The 20,008-nt window shown below is 64.0% G+C and carries 18 protein-coding genes; 6 read left to right on the top strand and 12 right to left on the bottom strand.

Annotation, left to right across the window (positions count from 1 at the left end; translation table 11 throughout):
- Positions 1–58: 58 nt before the first annotated feature.
- Positions 59–274 (bottom strand): hypothetical protein, encoded by a 216-nt coding sequence (locus tag ACP2YP_RS09520; protein WP_426423878.1) that lies wholly within the window; start codon positions 272–274, stop codon positions 59–61.
- A 110-nt stretch (positions 275–384) separates the two neighbouring features.
- Here ACP2YP_RS09520 and hemE point away from each other — a divergent pair, with 110 nt between their 5' ends.
- A complete protein-coding gene (gene hemE / locus ACP2YP_RS09515) occupies positions 385–1,419 on the top strand; it encodes a uroporphyrinogen decarboxylase (RefSeq protein ID WP_426423877.1) in 1,035 nt (344 codons plus the stop codon).
- Positions 1,420–1,640: 221 nt separating this feature from the next.
- Here the strand turns inward: hemE and ACP2YP_RS09510 are convergent, their stop codons facing one another.
- The gene (locus ACP2YP_RS09510) at positions 1,641–2,375 is read right to left on the bottom strand and encodes an SDR family oxidoreductase (RefSeq protein WP_426423876.1); all 735 of its coding nucleotides are present in this window, start codon (positions 2,373–2,375) and stop codon (positions 1,641–1,643) included.
- 110 nt (positions 2,376–2,485) lie between these two features.
- Between ACP2YP_RS09510 and ACP2YP_RS09505 the strand changes: the two genes are divergently transcribed.
- Complete coding sequence (locus ACP2YP_RS09505) at positions 2,486–3,445, top strand: LysR family transcriptional regulator (RefSeq protein ID WP_426426094.1); 960 nt, start codon at positions 2,486–2,488, stop codon at positions 3,443–3,445.
- 160 nt (positions 3,446–3,605) lie between these two features.
- Here ACP2YP_RS09505 and hemC read toward each other — a convergent pair whose 3' ends face one another.
- Together hemC and ACP2YP_RS09495 are read right to left on the bottom strand one after the other, a co-directional pair.
- A complete protein-coding gene (hemC, locus tag ACP2YP_RS09500) occupies positions 3,606–4,586 on the bottom strand; it encodes a hydroxymethylbilane synthase (RefSeq protein WP_426423875.1) in 981 nt (326 codons plus the stop codon).
- Positions 4,587–4,666: 80 nt separating this feature from the next.
- Complete coding sequence (locus ACP2YP_RS09495) at positions 4,667–6,292, bottom strand: GMC family oxidoreductase (protein WP_426423874.1); 1,626 nt, start codon at positions 6,290–6,292, stop codon at positions 4,667–4,669.
- Between the two features lie 270 nt (positions 6,293–6,562).
- Here ACP2YP_RS09495 and ACP2YP_RS09490 point away from each other — a divergent pair, with 270 nt between their 5' ends.
- Positions 6,563–7,051, top strand: a complete 489-nt coding sequence (locus ACP2YP_RS09490; protein ID WP_426423873.1) for a hypothetical protein — start codon at positions 6,563–6,565, stop codon at positions 7,049–7,051.
- A 54-nt stretch (positions 7,052–7,105) separates the two neighbouring features.
- Here the strand turns inward: ACP2YP_RS09490 and ACP2YP_RS09485 are convergent, their stop codons facing one another.
- Positions 7,106–7,696: a TetR/AcrR family transcriptional regulator gene (locus ACP2YP_RS09485; RefSeq protein ID WP_426423872.1), complete on the bottom strand. Its 591-nt coding sequence runs from the start codon at positions 7,694–7,696 to the stop codon at positions 7,106–7,108.
- A 305-nt stretch (positions 7,697–8,001) separates the two neighbouring features.
- Here ACP2YP_RS09485 and ACP2YP_RS09480 point away from each other — a divergent pair, with 305 nt between their 5' ends.
- Together ACP2YP_RS09480 and ACP2YP_RS09475 are read left to right on the top strand one after the other, a co-directional pair.
- A complete protein-coding gene (locus ACP2YP_RS09480; RefSeq protein WP_426423871.1) occupies positions 8,002–8,367 on the top strand; it encodes a nuclear transport factor 2 family protein in 366 nt (121 codons plus the stop codon).
- 148 nt (positions 8,368–8,515) lie between these two features.
- Positions 8,516–9,940: a TAXI family TRAP transporter solute-binding subunit gene (locus ACP2YP_RS09475; protein ID WP_426423870.1), complete on the top strand. Its 1,425-nt coding sequence runs from the start codon at positions 8,516–8,518 to the stop codon at positions 9,938–9,940.
- A 76-nt stretch (positions 9,941–10,016) separates the two neighbouring features.
- On the opposite strand, the gene ACP2YP_RS09470 is transcribed toward ACP2YP_RS09475, so the two are convergent.
- The 4 genes from ACP2YP_RS09470 to pgm all read right to left on the bottom strand — a co-directional run bounded on the left by ACP2YP_RS09470 (position 10,017) and on the right by pgm (position 14,760).
- A complete protein-coding gene (locus tag ACP2YP_RS09470; RefSeq protein ID WP_426423869.1) occupies positions 10,017–10,997 on the bottom strand; it encodes a PDR/VanB family oxidoreductase in 981 nt (326 codons plus the stop codon).
- 7 nt (positions 10,998–11,004) lie between these two features.
- Entirely contained in the window at positions 11,005–11,766 is a 762-nt protein-coding gene (locus ACP2YP_RS09465; protein ID WP_270167514.1) for a GntR family transcriptional regulator, read from the bottom strand.
- Positions 11,767–11,771: 5 nt separating this feature from the next.
- Complete coding sequence (locus ACP2YP_RS09460; RefSeq protein ID WP_426426093.1) at positions 11,772–12,803, bottom strand: Rieske 2Fe-2S domain-containing protein; 1,032 nt, start codon at positions 12,801–12,803, stop codon at positions 11,772–11,774.
- Between the two features lie 310 nt (positions 12,804–13,113).
- On the bottom strand, positions 13,114–14,760 hold the full coding sequence (pgm, locus tag ACP2YP_RS09455; protein WP_426423868.1) for a phosphoglucomutase (alpha-D-glucose-1,6-bisphosphate-dependent): 1,647 nt from the start codon (positions 14,758–14,760) through the stop codon (positions 13,114–13,116).
- Positions 14,761–14,905: 145 nt separating this feature from the next.
- Between pgm and ACP2YP_RS09450 the strand changes: the two genes are divergently transcribed.
- Positions 14,906–16,054, top strand: a complete 1,149-nt coding sequence (locus ACP2YP_RS09450) for an alpha/beta hydrolase family protein (protein WP_426423867.1) — start codon at positions 14,906–14,908, stop codon at positions 16,052–16,054.
- 90 nt (positions 16,055–16,144) lie between these two features.
- Here the strand turns inward: ACP2YP_RS09450 and ACP2YP_RS09445 are convergent, their stop codons facing one another.
- The 3 genes from ACP2YP_RS09445 to ACP2YP_RS09435 form a co-directional block, all read right to left on the bottom strand.
- A complete protein-coding gene (locus tag ACP2YP_RS09445) occupies positions 16,145–17,029 on the bottom strand; it encodes an aldose 1-epimerase family protein (RefSeq protein WP_426423866.1) in 885 nt (294 codons plus the stop codon).
- Positions 17,030–17,171: 142 nt separating this feature from the next.
- Positions 17,172–18,485, bottom strand: a complete 1,314-nt coding sequence (locus ACP2YP_RS09440; RefSeq protein ID WP_426423865.1) for a UDP-glucose dehydrogenase family protein — start codon at positions 18,483–18,485, stop codon at positions 17,172–17,174.
- Between the two features lie 95 nt (positions 18,486–18,580).
- A complete protein-coding gene (locus ACP2YP_RS09435; RefSeq protein WP_426423864.1) occupies positions 18,581–19,993 on the bottom strand; it encodes a mannose-1-phosphate guanylyltransferase/mannose-6-phosphate isomerase in 1,413 nt (470 codons plus the stop codon).
- Positions 19,994–20,008: the final 15 nt, after the last annotated feature.

The following is a 20,008-nucleotide window of genomic DNA, read 5'->3' as shown; positions in this document are numbered from 1 at the left end:
CGGGGCTTCCGCAGATCACTAACAAGGTCTTATCGAGTCTATCGGAAACTGGCGGCCCCTAGCTGAAGATCGACTTGACCTTGCCCCAGAGCGAGGGATTGTCGGCGTCCGCGTCGGCCTTCGACGGCGTCGGCTGCGTGACGCTCACGGGATCGGAGGCGGGGAAGGTATCTTCCAACCCGGTATCGAGCTTGGCGTGGCGGTCGGCCGCGAGCGCCTCGTGCAGATTGTCGGCGTGCTTGTCGTGCGGCGCGGGATTGAATGTCTGAGCCATGGAATTCCTCCTCCACTGGCGGGTCAACGCGGCGCATTTGCGCTGGTTCCCCTGTTCCGCTCCGACCGCGCACGGTGTATCAGGAACCCCAATCTGCATCAGGAACGTTCGTGCCCCAGTCTGCGACAAAGCCCTTCATCGACGTGCTCTCCGGCCAGCGGCAAGCCGTCCCGCCCATGTGGATGATGCGGCAGGCCGGCCGCTATCTGCCGGAGTACCGCGAGGTCCGCGCCAAGGCCGGCGGCTTCCTCGATCTCTGCTTCAATCCGGAGCTTGCTGCCGAAGTCACGCTGCAACCGATCCGCCGGTTCGGCTTCGATGCGGCGATCATCTTCTCCGACATTCTGGTGATCCCCTATGCGCTCGGCCGCTCCGTGCGCTTCGAGGTTGGCGAAGGTCCGCGGCTCGAGCCGCTGGATGATCCGGCCAAGGTCGCAACGCTCGCCACGCATGCCGATTTCGGCAAGCTCAAGCCGGTGTTCGAGGCGCTCAAGATCGTGCGCGGCGCACTCGATCCGAAAATCGCGCTGATCGGCTTCTGCGGCGCGCCGTGGACGGTGGCGACCTACATGGTCGCGGGCCAAGGCACGCCGGACCAGGCGCCGGCGCGGATGATGGCCTACCGGCATCCGGAGGCGTTTGCGAAAATCATCGACGTGCTGGTCGAGAACTCGATCCACTATCTGCTGGCGCAGTTAGAGGCCGGCGCCAATGCGTTGCAGATTTTCGACACCTGGGCCGGCGTGCTGCCGCCGGCCGAATTCGCGCGCTGGTCGGTCGAGCCGACGCGGCGCATCGTCGAAGGCGTGCGCGCAAAAGTGCCGGATGCGAAGATCATCGGCTTCCCGCGCGGGGCCGGCGCGCAACTGCCCGGCTATGTCGAGGCGACGGGCGTCAACGCCGTCAGCATCGACTGGACCGCGGAGCCGGCCTTCATCCGCGAGCGGGTGCAGAGCCGCGTCGCCGTGCAGGGCAATCTCGATCCGCTGGTGCTGATCACCGGCGGTTCAGCCCTCGACCGCGCGGTCGACAATGTGCTGGCGAATTTTGCGCAAGGCTGCTTCATCTTCAATCTCGGCCACGGCATCCAGCCGGAGACGCCGATCGCCCATGTCGAGCAGATGCTGAAGCGCGTGCGGGACTAAAAAGTTTCACCCCGCAGGGGGCGGAAACGAAAACCGTGAAAACAACCCCATGCACAGTAGAAATCATTGAAAGATTTCGGCCGGCATGGGTTTGAGCCTCGCTGCGACGACGTTTGACACGTCGGGCAAAACAGGCGCACGATGACAACATCGCACCCACATCGCCTCGAGCGAATCCAGCAGGTCCGAGCGACCTCCTGAAGAACCTGCTTGATCCGCATTCAGATGAGACGGGCGCCGCCGTCGATATGAAGCGTCTCTCCGTTCATGAACCCATTGCTCATCAGGAAAACCACAGCATTGCCGGCTTCCTGCGCGGTACCAAGGCGGTGGACCGGCAGTTTCTCCTTGAGCGCCGTCACGTAAGCGTCGCGGCCTTCGCCGAGTGTGCGTGCGAGGAGAGGCGTGTCGATCGTCCCAGGCGACAAGGTATTCACGCGGCGTGGCGCCAGTTCCAGGACGAGGCCACGGGCGAAGGCTTCCATAGCCGCCGAGGCCGCAGCGAGCACTGCAGTGCCATATGCGTTAGGTCGATCGGCCAAGGCGCCCGAAATGAACGTAACCGATCCGTTGGCAGCGAGCCGGTCCCCGAGACTGCGCAGCGCATAAACAGCCGCCCAGATGCGCTCGTCAAAGGCGCGATGCAGATAAGCGACGTCCGCCTCCAGAGCCCTGCCGGCGACGAAGCTGCCGGCGAGTAGAACGAGATGGTCGACGTGGGAGATATCGGCAAGCGCTGCGGCGATCGTTTCAGGTTTGGTCACATCTGCAGCACGCCAGCCGACGAAACCATTCTCGGAGGCAACCCGTTCCGCTCCTTTGGCATCGAAGCCAACTACGATGACCTTGGCGCCGGCTGCCTTGGCCTGCTGGGCCGCAGCGAGCCCGATGCCGGATGTGCCGCCGAAGATAACGACGCTGCGATCTTTAAGGGTGTTGGAGTCAAAATTGGTCATGGAGTTCAGTCCCTTCAGGGGCGGCGCCCTATGCGCTGCCGATGACATGAAGACTAGACGCTTGGGTTTAGCTTGATAATTGGGCCAATAAGCGGTTGTATTATTCCATCATGGAACAAATCAGCCTCGACCGGCTTACCGGCCTTATCGCTTTTGCCCGCGCCGGCTCCCTGGGCAGTTATACCGCCGCCGCTCGTGCGCTCGGCGTCTCGCCCTCGGCGGTCAGCAAAAGCGTGCAACGGTTGGAGCAACACCTCGGGCTGCGCCTGTTCAGCCGCACCACGCGCTCGCTCACGCTGACATCCGAAGGGCGGGACTTGCACGAGCGGGCGCTCCGGCTTTTGCGTGAGGCGGACGCGATTGAGCAGGCCGCAGTGGCGGCGCGTTCCGAACCTGCAGGCGCTTTGAGGATTGCGGCGCCCCTGCCAATCGGCGTCCATATTCTCTCGCCGGCACTACCGCGTTTTCGCGAGCGTTACCCAAAACTCATGATCGATTTACGTCTGGGCGACCGTCTCGTCGACCTTATCGAGGAAGGCATCGACGTCGCGATTCGCGTCGGCGATCTTGCTGATACCAGGCTGATCTCCCGGCAACTGGCGCCACATCGCATCTGCGCTTTTGCTTCCCCCGACTATCTGGCCCGGCGCGGTGCGCCAGCTCATCCTGACGAGCTCATCAACCATGACTGTGTAAACTTTCGCTTCCAGAGTTCGGGACAGGCGTTTGGCTGGCCCTTCCTCGTCGGTGATCGCTTGCTTGAGATCGTTCCCGATGCCGCCATCATCACCGATCTCAGCGACGCTGTTGCCACCATCATCGCGTCAGGAGGTGGCATCGGCGTCACGCCCACCTATGTCGCTGCTCCCTATGTGCGACGAAATGAGCTTGTCCCAGTGTTGCGAAATTTCGCCGTTCCAAGAACCAACATCACCGCACTATGGCCGGAAAGCCGACGAGGCAATCCGAACGTGAAGGCCTTCATCGAATTTCTGGGTGAGATTTTTCCTCCGCAGCCGCCATGGGACGAGGTACTCGCCAAGGCTAATCGCCCAGATGTATCAAGATGACGGGGATTGCAGCTCGGGCTATCGCGGTCGCGCGACGCAGTGTCGCGAGTGTCGGCTGACGACTGCTGTTGGCCCGTGGCGGACACTCGCTTATGCATCATCGACGTCCGCTGTTGACGGCGCGGATCCGCCCCATGTACCGGGCTGGTGGGGTCACGCTCTACCGCGGCCGGCTGCGCTCGATGATCTCGGCGGCGCCCTTGTCCAGCAGATCCAGTCCCACCGCTCGGCCGAGCTCACGCGGGCGATTGGCGGGGCCTGTGCGCGAGGCTTCGATGATGGTGTTGCCGGAGAGGTCGAGCACAGACGCCGCGAGCGACATCTGATCGCCTGATATGGTCGAGAAGCCCGCCACCGGCGAATTGCAGTGCCCGTTCAGCACCCACAGCACCTCACGCTCGGCATCGGCGCAGGCACGCGCTGCGGGATCGTCGATCGATGACAATATCTGCCGCGTCTGCCAGTCCTGCGCTGCGCATTCGACGGCGACGATGCCCTGCCCCGCTGCGGGCAGCATTTCGGCCGCGGTGAATTCGTAGGCAATGCGGCTGGAAAGACCGACGCGATCGAGACCCGAACGCGCCATGATCAACGCATCCGCGGGCCCGACCGCGCCGCCATCCGGCAGACGCTGCATCTCGCCATTGTCGAGTTTTCGCACGCGCGTGTCGGCGGCGCCGCGGAAGTGAATCACCTCCACGTCCGGAAACAACCGTCGCGCATAGGCGGCGCGGCGGACGGCGTTGGTGCCAATTTTAAAACCCCTGCCGCACGACTGGCGCAGCGCTTCCAGCGTGACGCCGTCGCGCAGCACCAGCGCGTCGCCGGGCGGATCGCGCGACAGCGTGGCGCCGATGACGAGGCCGGGCGTGTCCTCGTTCCCAGGCATGTCCTTCAGCGAATGCATCGCCGCCTGCAATTCGCCCGAGAGCACCGCGGCGCGGATCTGCGCGACGAAGGCGCCGCCCTTGCCGCCATGGGGCAAGAGCTTGCTGGTCTGGTCGAGATCGCCCGTGGTGTCGAACTTGACGATCTCGACATCGAGACCGGGCATGGCGGCAGTCAGGCGGCGAGCGATCTCGTCCGTCTGTGCCAGCGCCATCGCGCTCTTGCGGGTGCCGATCTTGAATCGCATAGCCAAGTTCAAATCCTCTCAAGCGCGTCGTTTTATTTGAGCATGATCTTATCGGAAAACCGCTTCCCACTTTTCCGGATCATGCTCTACCGCGCGTCCTCCAATATCATATCGGACGCCTTCTCCGCGATCATGATGATCGGCGCGTTGGTGTTCCCCGAGACGAGGTCCGGCATGATCGAACCGTCGACGACGCGCAAGGCTTCGAGCCCCCTCACCTTCAGCCGCTGGTCCACCACCGCGAGCGCATCATTGCCCATACGACAGGTCGAGGTCGGATGGTAGATGGTGCTGCCGCGCTCGCGGCAATAATCCAGCAGCTCGGCGTCCGAGGATACCTTCGCCCCGGGATCGTACTCGCTGACCACGAACGGCTTCATCGCCGGCGCGTTCAAGATCTTGCGCAGGATCTTGATGCCCTCGACATTGGTGGTGCGGTCGGTCTCGGTCGACATGTAATTGATACGGATCTCCGGCGGCACGGTCGGGTCCGCGCTCCTGATGCGCAGTGAGCCACGGCTCTCGGGACGAAGCTGGCACACCGACGCCGTGAAGCCGGAAAAATCATGCAGCCTCTCGCCCATCTTGTCGGTCGAGAACGGCAGGAAGTGCACCTGGATGTCGGGCGAAGCCAGCCGCGGATTGGTCTTGAAGAACGCGCCCGCTGTGCCGGCCGCGATCGTCAGCCAGCCTTTCCTGAACAGCGCATAGCGCGCGCCGGCGAGCGTGCGGCGGAGCGGATTGTTGACGGTGTCGTTGAGCGTGATCCTCTGCGAGCAGCGCATCACGATGCGGACCTGCATGTGGTCCTGGAGATCGTGGCCGACGCCTTGGGCATCGAGCACGATTTCGATGCCATGCTTGTGCAAGAGATCGGCAGGCCCGACGCCGGAGAGCTGCAAGAGCTGCGGCGAGTTGTAGGCACCGCTCGACAGCACGATCTCCCTGCGTGCGCGGGCGCGGCGCACATTGGCGCCTTGCCGGTACTCGAGGCCGACCGCGCGGCGGCCCTCGAACAGCACGCGCTGGCCGAGCGCCTCGGTCTCGATCTTGAGATTGGCGCGCGCCTTCGCAGGGCCGAGATAGGCCACCGCCGTCGAGGCGCGACGGCCGTTGCGCGTGGTGGTCTGGAACAGGCCGACGCCTTCCTGCGTGGCGCCGTTGAAATCGGGATTGTAGGGCAAACCGGTCTCGACCGCGGCGTCGATGAAGGCCTTCGACAGCGGATCGGTCACGACCATGTTGGAGACCGGCAGCGGCCCGCCGGTGCCGTGATATTGATCGGCGCCGCGCGTCTGGTTCTCGGCCTTCTTGAAATAGGGCAGCACGTCGTCAAAGCCCCAGCCGGCATTGCCGTGCTGGCGCCAGCGGTCGTAATCCTCGTGCTGGCCGCGGACATAGAGCAGGCCGTTGATCGAGCTCGATCCGCCCAGCGTCTTGCCGCGCGGCTGGAACACCTGGCGCCCCTTCAGTTCGGGCTCCGGCTCGGTCTGGTACATCCAGTTGACGGTCTTGTCCTTGAACAGCTTTCCGTAGCCGAGCGGCACGTGGATCCAGATGTTGGAATCCTTAGGTCCTGCCTCTAGCAAAAGCACGCTGTGCTTGCCGTTCGCGGACAGACGGTTGGCGAGCACGCAGCCGGCAGAGCCGGCACCCACGATGATATAGTCGAACTCGGGATCGGACGGTGCGAGGGCGGAATTTGCGTTCATGTTGATCGGTTCTTGTTGTTGGTTGTTGTAGGTGTTTCCGAGAGGGGGCACCTAGGCCGTGGACTGATTAGCACGCACCCAGATGCGCGCCAGGGAGCCTTCCGAGATACCCCTAACCGGAAATGTCAGGGGCGCGCCAAGACCGACGCGATTGACCATGGCAGAAGTGCTGGCCTCCTTCATATTTCCTACGTGAGCGTGGTGATAAGTACTTCTGCTTGTACGCTGACACCAATACACCTGATTCTTGATTTTCGCGGAAGACGACCCATGAAATGGACAACGACGGCGGGGACAGCTTTCGCCCTGGCTATCCTCGGTACCAATGTCGCGGCACAGAAGGCTGTACCCGACCGGGTGAGCAATATTGAGAAGGCAGCAGCCGAGATTGGAACGATCCAGAAAAAGGGCGGATCAGACGGTGCGTTTGCTGCCATAGACGCATGCTATAAGCGTGAACTTGCGCACGCCACGGCGTTGACGCCTCAACTGGAAGCATGCATGGCGCAAGATATTGTCGTTTCTCAAGTGACCGCGGCTTTCTATTCGAGAATTTCGGCGGAAGGACGTAGGAGGGCAGGAGGCGAAGAACCGGATGCCGTCCTAAAGGCAATGACAGGGCGCGTCGCCGGAACGATGGCTCGCTTTAAGGTGCCGCAAGATGATGCGCGCGTCTTCAGCGGCATCGTCAACGCGCGAGGAATGGAGGCTTACGGCAGAGCACAATTCCCTGATCAATTTCCAGCAAAGAAGGATTAGTGGCGTCTTCCCCGCATCGGCCGCTCGAACTTATGGGTTCACGCCCCAGCACAATCATGCAGCGACGCGCAGCGCCTCGACCAGCGACTTGAACGCACGGGCATATTCCGCGCCCGCCCTTGCGATATCGGCGCGCCCGGCGCAGGCGACCGCGGCCTCCGTCACCGCACCGAGCAGCAACCGCGCCAGCGGCTCGACCGGCTGCTTTGTGATGAGACCGGCCTCCATCGCCACCGATAGCGCGCGCGGCATCTTGCCGCCAAAATGCTGCGCATCGATCTCGCGCCAGCGCTCCCAGCCGAGCACGGCCGGACCGTCGCGCAGGATGATCTGGCCGGTCGGGCCCTTGGCGGTCGCGGCAAAATAATGCTGGGTGCCGGCGACCATCGCGGCCAGTACATCCTTCTCGGCACGCGCGGCGCTGTCGATCTCGACCACGAGATCGCGCGAGACGAGGTCGAATACCGCTTCGAACACCGCCTCCTTGGTCTTGAAGTGATGATAGACCGCGCCCTTGGCGATGCCGGCGCCTTCCGCGATCTCGTCCATCGTCGTCGCGACAAAGCCTTGCGTCCCGAACAACCGGCGCGCCGCCGTCAGGATCGCCTCTGTCGTCGCCGCCCGCCGCTCCGCCTGTTTCGCCATGGGTCTCGTCTCCACCTCTCCCCAGCGGGGGGGAGAGGTCGGATTGCGCCTGGCGATGCGAAGCATCGTCCAGTGCAATCCGGGTGAGGGGCCGCAACATTCGGTGAGGCTGTAACCCCTCACCCGGATCGCATCTTACGATGCGATCCGACCTCTCCCTCCGGGAGAGGTGTTCCGAGTTCTTGGCTCGCATCGATTTAAACTCACCCCCGCTGTAATCGAATTCGCCTCACGCGGCCAGTTGACTTTTCGACTACCAGTCGGTATTTACCGACTAGCAGTCGGTTTTAATCGTGAGGTACGCCATGCCGCGCCGTGACATCGTCGAAGCCTTTGCGAAGCGCCTGGAGGAGGGAGATTTCGTCGGCGCAATCGAGCAATTCTACACGCCCGATGCCGCGACCTACGAGAACGACGCCGCCCCGACGGTCGGCCGCGACAAGCTCGTCGCCAAGGAGCGCGGCGTGCTGGCGGCCTTCAAAGAGGTCAAGGCCGTTCGTATCGGGCCGAGCCTGATCGAGGGCGACCATGTCGCGACACGCTGGTCGTTCAGCTTCACGAATGCCGAAGGTGGGACGCGGACACTCGACGAGATCGCGTGGCAGACCTGGCGGGGCGATCAGCTGATCGAGGAGCGGTTCTATTACGACCCGAAGCAATTGGGGCGGTGATTTTAGCTGCCTTACAATCGGCTCAGCCGCATCGGAGAATAACCGGTAAGCGCATACGGGCTTTCCGGTCGCTGCACACCTTCCCCGATGTGAAGCTTGTCGTGGAACGCAGAACCCTGCAAGCTCTTGATCTCCGACTGGAGCGGAAATGTCCTCGTCTGATGATACAAGTGCAACCAGTGACGCAACCCGCCGGCGGCGCAGAAGGGGCAGTACCCTACTGCTGATCTTGGCGGTTGGATTTCTGGTCTTTTGCGCCGCAGCGGGCGCCCTGTTTTACGTGTTGCGGCCGGCGACGCTCCAGATTGCCGTCGGGCCGGACGGAAGCGATGACCACAAGGTAGTTCAGGCCGCCGCCGCGGCTTTCGCCAGCGAAAGCAGGACAGTGCGGCTGTCTGTGATCACCACCGGCGGTGCGGTCGAAGCTCTCGCTCTGCTTGGTTCTGGCAAGGCCCAACTTGCGGTGGGTCGTGGCGATCTGGAGATGCCTGCTGATGCTCAAGTCGTGGCGGTCCTGCGCAAGAACTTCGTCGTGCTCTGGACACCTTCCGAACGCGCGACCAGGACCTCCAAGAAAAGGCCGGCAACAATCAAGGAGATCTCCGATCTCGCAGGGCACAGGGTCGGCGTGATCGGCCGGACGCCGGCGAACGCCACGTTGCTTCGGGTGATCCTGAGCGCCTCCGGGGTGGAGGCGGACAAGGTCGCGGTGACGCAGTTTGGCACGGATCAGATCGAGGAGCTGGCGCGCGACCCGACCCTCGATGCATTTATGGCGGTCGGTCCGCTCGACAGCAAGATCACCTCGAGCGCCATCGCTGCGACGGCCCGGGCACGAGGCAAACCGAAGTTTCTCGCGATCGATGCGTCAGAGGCCATCGCCCTGAAGCACCCGCGTTATGAGTCCGAAGAAATTCCACCCAGCGTATTCAATGCGGAGCCGGCCTGGCCGGATGACAAAGTCGAGACGATCAGCGTCAACCACCTCATCATGGCGCAAAAGGCCTTGTCCGAAACCACTGTTGCTGCATTTTTCCGACAGCTGTTCGCCGTTCGTCAGGTGATTGCCCGCCAAGCGCCGGGCGTTGCGCACATCGCCAAGCCGGACACCGAGCGGGACGCCGAGTTGCAGGTGCATCGCGGAGCTGCAGCCGTCATCGACGGCACTGAACGCACCTTCCTCGACAGGTACGGCGATTACTTCTGGTTTGCGCTCCTGCTGCTCTCCGGGATCGGTTCGGCCATCGCCTGGCTGCGCCATTATTTGAATCGGGATGAAAGGGACGAAAACACCGGCCACCGCAACAGAATCCTGGCTATGGTTTCCGAGGTGCGCACCGCGGAATCCGACCAGAAACTTTTCGCGATGCAACGCGAGGTCGACGTCATCATCGGCCAAACGCTCGAGTGCTACGATGACGGCGCCATCGAGGAAGAGGAACTTGCCGCCTTTGGTCTGGTGCTCGAATTGTTCGACCACGCAGTCGTCGAGAGGCGGGCGGCATTGCGAGCGGGCACGCTCGAACCGGTCCGTGGCGCGACAGTCAATCGCAGCCTCCCCTCTTCACGATAACAGCCGTGTTGCGCACTGGATGAGTCCTAATCGGCCAGCCGACACGCTCAGACGAACTGAACCGCGCCAGGCCCGGTCAAACCGCATCCGCCCGCAGCAGCGTGTCCACCGTGATGGTGCCCCGCGCACGTGACACGCAGGCGCAGATCTTTTCGTTACTTTGCTTCTGGTGGTCGCTGAAGAAGACGTCGCGATGGTCGATCTCGCCGTCGACAGCGACGACGTCGATGGCGCAGAGGCCGCATTCGCCGCGCTTGCAGTCGTACATCACTTCGTGGCCGCTGGCGTTGAGCACATCCAGCATCGAACGCTCGCGCGGGATTTCGAGCTCGACATTGGACCCCTTCAGGCGCACGCGAAACGTTTCGGTCGGCAGCGTGCCGCTGGAGCCGAAGGTCTCGTAACGGAGATCGGGGAGCGGATGGCCGGCGCCGATCCAGGCGTGGCGCGCGGCATCGAGCATGCGCATCGGGCCGCAGAACAGCGCCAGTGTGCCCTGCGGCAGCGACGCGAACAGCGTGTCGAGCTCGAGCCGTTTTCCTTCATCGCTGGCATGAACGACCAGGCGGTCACCGAGCAGGTTGGCGAGATCGTCGAGATAGGCGGCGTCAGCGCGCCCGCGCACGGCGTAGTGCAGCGTGACGTCGGCGCCGCGGCGCGCCAGCGCCTGCGCGGCGCCGATGATCGGGGTGATGCCGATGCCGCCGGCGATCAGGCAATAGTGGTCGCGCGTCCAGTCGACTGCGACGAGCGAGGCCGGCCGCGTGATGTCGAGCCGCGCGCCTGGCGCCAGCTGCCACATGTAGCGCGAGCCGCCGCGGGAATCCTCGGCGCGACGCACCGCGATCCGCAAGCCTTGCGACGAGGCTTCGCCGACCAGAGAATATGAGCGCGTCTCGGGCTGGCCATCGATGGTCACGCCGACATTGATGTGGCTGCCGACCGGATACGCGGCGCCGTCGAACTGGTCGGGCCGGATGAGGAATTCGCGGATGCCGGGCGAAAGATCGCGGGTCGAGACGAGCGTCGCCGGAATCCAGGTTTCGATGAAGCGCATGGTGCCCTCAATCGGTTGCGGTCTTGATCAGCGCGAGCGCCGGCAAGAGGTCGAGATGGGTGCGGTTGCGCAAGGCCAGGCGCAGGTTTCGCACGGCGAGCCGCGCGTGCTCGCGCATCACGGCTTCGGCGCGCGCACCCTCGCGGTTCTCGATGGCGTCGATCACGACGCGGTGGTGCTCCTGTCCGATGATCAGGATCTGCTGCGCTTCCGGCAATGCCGACTGCGCCATCACAAAACCGCTGGGCGAGGCGAACGGCAGCGCGGAGGCACGGTCGATCTGGCGGATCAAGGGCGGGCTGCGCGACAATTCGGTGAGCAGCGCGTGGAAGCGCGCGTTCAGCGCGACATAGGACGAGAAGGCCTCGATCGAGATCGGCACCTGGCGCAGCAGCTCGTCGATCGCGGCAAGGCACTCCTTCAGCGGCTCGAGCTCGCGCGCGGAGACGCCGCGCTCGGCGGCAAAGCGCGCGGCGAGGCCTTCGAGCGTGCCGCGCAGCTCGATGGAATCGGAGATGTCGCGCTCCGAAAACGCCTTCACCATGAAGCCGCCGGAGGGGATCGCTTCGAGCAGCCCCTCCTCCTCCAGCCGCACCAGCGCCATACGCACCGGCGTGCGCGAGGCGCCCGTGGTCTCCACCGCCTGGAGCTCCGAGATGCGCTCGCCCGGCCGCAACGCGCCCGACAGGATCTGGTCGCGCAGCGCGAGCTGCGCCTTCACGGTCTGCGAGACGGAGCGATCGACCTCGCGCTCGGGCGCTGCTTTCACTTGCCCTACTCCGCGGCCTGGAGATGCGTCGGCGCGTTTTCCTTTGCCACCATCTTGTCGATCAGCTTGCGCGTCCACATCGCGCCGGCGTCGATGTTGAGGTTGTAGAAGATGCGATCCGGGTTTTCGTCGATCGCGCGCTGCTGCGCTTCCAGGATCAGCTCGTCCTCGCGGAAGATGCCGGAGACGCCTTCGCGGATCTCGGTGGTGATGCGCTGCTCGCCGATCTGGTGGTTGCGGACGAAGGCCCAGAAATAGTGGCAGGTCTTCTCGGTCTCCGGCGTGACGGTATTGAGCACGAAGCCGTTGACGCCCTGCGAGCGGTCGCCTTCGGGCGCGCCGGTGCCTGTCGGCGCCACGCCGACGTCGATCGCGATGGTGCACGGGGCTTCGAAGCGGATGATCTGCCAGCGGTCGACGAGGCCGGGCTTGCCGAGTTGCTTCGCCCAGAACGGCGGCGCCTCGATGCCGCGCATCCAGCGCGTCACCGTCACCGTCTTCTCGCCATGAGTGACGTCGAACGGCGCTTCGGCGACCGCGTCATTGCCGATGGAGGAACCGTGCACAAAGGTCTCGTGGGTGAGGTCCATGAGATTGTCGAGCACGAGACGGTAGTCGCAATTGACACGGATGGTCTTGCCGTCGCCGGCCCAGGCCGGATCGTGATTCCAGTGCATGTCGGGCACGAGCGCGGGATCGGCGAGCGCCGGATCGCCCATCCAGAGCCAGATGTAGCGGTGACGCTCGACCACGGGATAGGCGCGCACGCAGGCCGACGGGTTGATGGTCTCCTGCGAGGGCATGAAGGTGCAGCGGCCCTGCGCATTGTATTTGAGGCCGTGGTAGCCGCAGACGACGGTGTCGCCTTCGAGCCGGCCCTTGGACAGCGGCACCAGGCGGTGCCAGCAGGCATCCTCCAGCGCGGTCACCGCGCCATCGGCCTTGCGGTACATCACGACGTGCTTGCCGCAGATCGTCCGAGGCAGCAGCGCCGGCTTCACCTCGGCGTCCCACGCGGCGGCGTACCAGGCATTCATCGGGAAGGGTTTTGTCACCGGCGATCTCCCAGAGCTTATGTATGCGTTATGTATACAATAGCAGAGGGATGAAATCGTTCAAGGCCAGAATTGGCGTATCCAATTACCCATTATCAACATTATGTATACATATGGTACCCCTGGGTCATTCCCCGCGAAAGCGGGAATCCAGTACTCCGCAGCGGCCATTGGTTCGCATAACTCTGGCCGCGGCGTACTGGATCACCCGCTTTCGCGGGTGATGGCGGCGGAGGATGTGGCAAATACTTCCTCGGAGCGAGGCAGCCCGGGAGGCGTACTGGGCTCAGGCTTACGCCCCGAACACCTTCGCGAGCCCCGCCTGGGCTTCTTCCTGAATCCGCTTCAGGTGCTCGGTGCTGCGAAAACTTTCCGCGTAGATCTTGTAGACGTCCTCGGTGCCGGACGGCCGCGCCGCGAACCAGCCGAAATCGGTCTCGACCTTGATGCCGCCGAACGGCTGGCCGTTGCCGGGCGCCTTGCTCAGCGTTGAGCGAACCGGATCGCCGGCGAGATCCTTCAGGCCGAGCTGCTCGGGCGTGACGGATTTCAGGATGTTCTTCTGCGGCGCCGTGGCGGCGACGTCGATGCGGGCGTAATGGGGCACGCCGAGTTCGGCAGTGAGATCGCCAAACAGCTGGCTCGGGTCGCGGCCGGTCTTGGCCATGATCTCGGCGGCGAGCAGGCCAAGGATGATGCCGTCCTTGTCGGTGGTCCAGACCCCGCCGTCGCGGCGCAGGAACGAGGCCCCTGCGCTCTCCTCGCCGCCGAAGCCGAAACTGCCGGTGAGGAGGCCGTCGACGAACCATTTGAAGCCGACCGGCGTCTCCACCAGCTTGCGGCCGAGTTTTTTCGCGACACGGTCGATGATCGAGCTCGATACCACGGTCTTGCCGATCGCAGCACTCCCACCCCAGTTCGGTCGGTGCGCGAACAGATAGGAGATCGCGGTCGCCAGATAATGGTTCGGGTTCATCAACCCGCCGGTGCGCGTGACGATGCCGTGACGGTCGGCGTCGGTGTCGTTGGCAAAGGCGACGTCAAAACGGTCGCGCATTGCGATCAGGCTTGCCATCGCGTAAGGCGAGGAGCAGTCCATGCGGATCTTGCCGTCCCAGTCCACGGTCATGAAGCGGAAGGTCGGATCGATCGCCTCGTTCACGACGGTGGCCTTGAGGCCATAGCGCGCGATGATCGGATGCCAGTAATGCACGGCGGCGCCGCCGAGCGGGTCGATGCCGATATTGATGCCGGCGGATTTGACGAGCTCGAGATCGACGACATTACCGAGATCGGCCACGTAAGGCGTGATGTAGTCATAGGCGTGGACGGTCGATGATTTCAGCGCCCTGGCATAGTCGATGCGCTTCACGCCCTTCAGGCCGTCGGCAAGATAGGCGTTGGCGCGCTTCTCGACGACGGAGGTCGCGTCGGTATCAGCCGGGCCGCCATGCGGCGGATTGTATTTGTAGCCGCCATCCTCGGGCGGATTGTGCGAGGGCGTGACGACGACGCCGTCAGCCAGACCCGAGGTGCGGCCCTTGTTGTAGGTCAGGATCGCGTGCGAAATCACCGGCGTCGGCGTGTAGCCGCCGTCCTTGTCGATCATGATGTCGACGCCGTTCGCCGCGAACACCTCGACGGCACTTGCGAGCGCAGGCTCAGCCAGCGCATGGGTGTCGATGCCGATGAAGAGCGGTCCGGTCAGCCCCTTTTCCTGTCTGTAGTCGCAGATCGCCTGCGTGGTCGCGAGGATGTGGCCCTCGTTGAAGGTGTTCTTGAACGAGGTGCCGCGATGGCCTGACGTCCCGAACGCCACCCGCTGCGCCGGGTCCGCCGCATCCGGCCTGTTGGCGAAATAGGCCGTCACGAGCCGTGGAATGTTGGCGAGCGCGTCCGGCGAAACCAGCTTGCCCGCCGCGGGATGAACATCAGCCACTGAAATATCCTCGTCCTGTCGACCAGAGATTGCGCCACACCATAGCATCGGATGGGCTCGCGCCAAACCACAACACGCGCGATGGGGAGCTGTTCCTGAGATCGTGCTATGGTCTGGTTTTGATCGGGTGTTTTCGAGAAGGCACATGGCGCGGCTTCACAGGCTCTTGCTTATTCTGATCGCCTGCCTCGCCGTGGGCCTTACCCTGGCCGGCGCGCCGGCGCGCGGCGCCCAGTTCTACACCGAGGATCTGCGCATCCCGATGGCGGAGGCCGGGCCGCAGGGGCTGGAGGCGTTTCTGGTTCGCCCGGCCGGGACCAGGCGCTATCCGCTCGCGCTGCTCAGCCACGGCTCGCCGCGCAGTTTCGACGACCGCGCGACCATGTCTGCGCATAAATATTACGGCATTGCGCTGGAATATGCCCGCCGCGGTTTCGCCGCCCTGATCGTAATGCGGCGCGGTTACGGCGGCTCGCCCGGCGGCCGAGCCGATAGCGTCGGCGGCTGTGCCAACGCCGCCTATCTGCCGGCGGCCGCCATTGCGGTGGCGGATTTGCGCGCGGCGATCGACGCGATGGCGCGCCGGGCCGACGTCACCACGACGGGCATGATCGCAGCCGGCCATTCCGCCGGCGGGCTCGCCACCGTCGCGCTGACCGCAGAGCCGCCGCCCGGCCTCGTCGCCGCGATCAGCTTCGCCGGCGGCCGTGGCTCGCGCGACGATGACGAAGTTTGCAACGAAGATGGCCTGGTGCAGGCCTTCGCCAGCTTCGGCAAGACCTCGCGCGTGCCGATGCTGTGGGTCTACGCGACCAACGATTCCTATTTCGGTCCCGATCTGGCGCGCCGCCTTTACGATGGGTTTCGCGGCAATGGCGGTCATGCAAAATTCATCGCGGCGCCGCCTTACGGCGATGACGGCCACTATCTCTATTCCGTCGTGGCCCGCCCGCAATGGACGCCCTATGTCGACGCCTTCCTGCGCGAGCGCGGGCTCGCTCACGACATGCTGAGCCCGCCCGATCCGCTGCCGCCGCCGGGCCATTTCAGTGACGCGGCGAAAGCCGAGTTCGCGCGCTATCTCGCCAGCACCATGCCGCACAAGGCTTTTGCGGTGTCGCCCAATGGCGGCTACGGCTGGCGTTCGGGACGCAACACCGTGGACGATGCGCAACGCGATTCACTCGCGGCCTGCATGAAACGGTCGCCGACCTGCACGCTCTACGCGGTCGACGACGAGCTCGCGGGGGCGACGCGACAAATCATCACGGATCAAAGCGCCCGCACACGATAGTATAGGTCACGGTGTAAGGCGGCGCGCGTACAATCCGTCACCGCCGCACGTGTTGCACTGAACGGCCGCAGCGCCGCCGTGTGATCGACCTCAGGACGCTCCGACCTCGATCCGGTAAGACATCTCTTCTTCCGCGCCGGGTGCGATGTGCATCAGGCCTGGCTTGTCGCTGAATTCGCCGTCGAAGTCTTTGGGGCTGGCATAGCCGTGCCAGGGTTCGATGCAGAGAAACGGCGCGCCCGTGGGTTTCGACCAGACACCGAGCTCGCGGAAGCCACGCCATGACATTTTAAGCCAGGGTCCGGCGCCCGTTCCGGCCGCATAGCGGACCGCATCGCTGTTGACGGGATCGATAATGACGGCATCGTTGGCGAACAGGGCTTCCGACAGAGGCAGCACAGTGCCTCGGACGGGGCTCGGATCCATTGCCGCGAGCAGGAGTCCGCCCTCGACACGGCGAACCGGAGACGGCTCGTCGTTCGTGAACGTCAGCGCGTAACTCTTCTTCGGCACTCCGGCCTGAAGCGGCCAGTTGAAAGCGGGATGGCCTCCGAGCGACGCCGGCAATGTCTCCTTGCCGGTGTTGGTGACCGTGAGCGAGAGGTCGAGACCGGACTCATCGAGCGCATAGGCCGCCGTCAGCCGAAACGCGAACGGATAGAGCGCACGCGTCGCCTCGCTGTCCTCAAGCACGAGCGCGCATCGGCTCTCGCCACGCTCCCCCCAGACAAAAAGGCTGTCGCGCGCAAAGCCATGCTGGGTCATCCGGTAGGTCTTGCCCCGATGCAGCATTTCGTCATTGGCGAGGCGCCCGACGATTGGAAACAGCAGCGGCGCATGGCGCGCCCAGGCGGGACCTGCCTGCCAGACGAATTCGATCCCGTCCTTGTGCTTGAGCGAGCACATCTCGGCGCCGTGCGCCTTGATGGTCGCGGTGAGCCCGCCACTGCGGATCGTGTGCGTGTCGTCGGTCATGGCAGTCACCATCGCAGTAACAAGGCTGACGCCCAAAGGGTTCGGCCTCATGCGAGCGAACCATACCGCATTGGAAGCGATTTCGCTCGCCTCGGGACGGGGCGAGCGAAAGGCCGCAAAAATTCAGCGGTGCATTGCCGTGCTAGGCTTGGGACGGCCGTCCCACGCTTTCATAAACGAAGCCGGCGGCAGCCATGTCTTCAGGGCTGAAGATGTTGCGGAGGTCGACGACGACGGGCTGCGCCATGACGTTCTTCAGGCGGTCGAGATCGAGACCACGGAACTGCACCCATTCGGTGACGACGACCAGCGCATCGGCGCCTTCAGCACAGGAATACGCATCCTCGCTATAGGCGATGCTGGGCAGCTCGCTCTTGGCCTGCTCCATACCGACCGGATCGAACGCCTTCACCTTCGCGCCCATGTCGAGGAGGCCGGTCACCAGCGGAATCGACGGCGCGTCGCGCATGTCGTCGGTATCAGGCTTGAAGGTGAGGCCGAGCACGGCAATGGTCTTGCCACGCAGCGAGCCGCCGAGCGCCTGGCTCACTTTCCGCGCCATCGCGCGCTTGCGGTTCTCGTTGACCGCCAGCACGGATTCGACGATGCGCAAGCTCACGTCGTAATCCTGCGCGATCTTGATCAGCGCCTTGGTGTCCTTCGGGAAGCAGGAGCCGCCGAAGCCCGGACCGGCGTGCAGGAATTTTGTGCCGATGCGGTTGTCCAGCCCAATGCCGCGTGCGACCTCCTGCACGTTGGCGCCGACCTTCTCGGAGAGATCCGCGATCTCGTTGATGAAGGTGATCTTGGTCGCGAGGAACGCGTTGGCAGCGTATTTGATCATCTCGGCGGTGCGGCGCGCGGTGAACATCAGCGGCGCCTGGTTCAGCGATAGCGGGCGGTAGATATCGCCCATCACCTTGCGGCCGCGTTCGTCGGACGTGCCGACGACGACGCGATCGGGGAATTTGAAGTCGCGGATCGCCGCGCCCTCGCGCAGGAACTCGGGGTTGGAGGCGACCACGACGTCCGCCTTGGGATTGGCCTCGCGGATGATGCGCTCGACCTCGTCACCGGTGCCGACCGGCACGGTCGATTTCGTCACCACGACGGTGAAGCCGGACAGCGAATGCGCGATCTCCTTCGCGGCGGCGTAGACGTAGGAGAGATCGGCATGGCCATCGCCGCGACGCGACGGTGTGCCGACTGCGATGAATACAGCATCGGCATCCGCCACCGGCTTCGACAGGTCAGTAGTGAAGCTCAGGCGCTTGGCCTTCACGTTGGTCGCGACCAGCTCGTCGAGGCCCGGCTCGTAGATCGGAATCTCGCCACGATGCAGGCTAGCGATCTTCTTCTCGTCCTTGTCGACGCAGGTGACGTCGTGACCGAAATCCGCAAAGCAGGCTCCGGACACCAGTCCGACATAACCCGTGCCGATCATCGCGATTCGCATCAAAAACTCTTTCCATTGAAGACGGATGTTCTACTGAACACCCTACCTTATTTTCTATCAGAGGGCTCGCCTAAGAAGACGGCAGCAAAGATCCTTCAAGAGCGTTGATAGTCGTCTTCAATCCGGATGATGTCGTCTTCCCCGAGATAGGAGCCGGTCTGGACCTCGATCAGTTCCAGCATGATCTTGCCGGGATTCTCCATCCGGTGGACGGCGCCCATCGGGATGTAGATCGACTCGTTCTCGTGCACCATCTTCACGGTCTCGTTGACGGTGACGCGGGCGGCACCACGCACCACGATCCAGTGCTCGGCGCGGTGATGATGCTTCTGCAGCGACAGCCGCCCGCCCGGCTTGACCACGATGCGCTTGACCTGGTGGCGCTCGCCATTGTCGACCGACTGGTAGCTGCCCCAGGGCCGATGCACCTTGAGATGCTCCTCGGTGACCTTCGGTGCGACCGCCTTCAGCTTGGTCACGAGGCGCTTGAGGCCATTGGCGTCCTTCTGCCGCGAGACCAGCACCGCATCCGCGGTTGCCACGACGACGAGGTCATCGACACCTTCGAGCGCGACCAGTGCATGATCGCTCGTGACGTTGCAGTTGCGCGAATCCTCGAACACGGCGGTGCCGTGCGCCGCGTTGCCTTGCGTGTCCTTGTCGGACAGCTCCCACACCGCGCGCCAGGAGCCGACGTCGGACCAGCCGCAGGACACCGGCACCACGGCTGCGCGCGAGGTCTTCTCCATCACCGCATAGTCGATCGAGATCGCCTTCGCCGCGCCGAAGGCCCGCGGCTCCAGCGTCACGAAGCCGAGATCGCGCCCCGCATTGGCCACAGCGTTGGAGACCGCCTCCACGCTTGCCGCATCGACCTTGCGATATTCGTCGAGCAGCAGGGCCGCGGGGAACATGAAGTTGCCGCTGTTCCAGAGATAGCCCGAATTGACGTAGTCGGCGGCCTTCACCGCATCCGGCTTCTCGACGAAGCGTGCGACCGCGTGCACCTCACCGGAGATCACCTCACCCGGGCTGATATAGCCGTATTCGGTCGCCGGCCGCTCCGGCTTGACGCCGAAGGTGACGATGCGCCCCGTGCTCGCGGCAACGAGGCCTTCGCGGCAGGCGGCGACGAAGGCGGCATTGTCCTGCACCACATGGTCGGCCGCGAGCGCGAGCACGATCGCTTCACTGGTGCGATTTTGCGCGAACACCGCGCCGGCGGCGATCGCGGGACCGGAGTCGCGCCGCATCGGCTCGAGGATCACGTCGGCCTCGATGCCGATCTCGGCAAGCTGCTCCAGCACCATGAAGCGATAGGATGCATTGGTGATGACGATGGGGCGATCGAACAGCGCGGCGTCCGAGACGCGCGAGAGCGTGTCCTGGAAGGTCGAGCGCGCGCCGAACAGCGGCAGGAACTGCTTCGGGCGCACCTCGCGCGAAGCCGGCCACAGCCGCGTGCCGGCACCGCCGCACATGATCAGGGGGATAATTTTTTGAGACACGTGCGAGCTACTCAT

This window comes from Bradyrhizobium genosp. A (genome assembly GCF_049949275.1).
Classification (GTDB): domain Bacteria; phylum Pseudomonadota; class Alphaproteobacteria; order Rhizobiales; family Xanthobacteraceae; genus Bradyrhizobium.
This window is presented reverse-complemented; position numbering and strand designations above follow the sequence as displayed.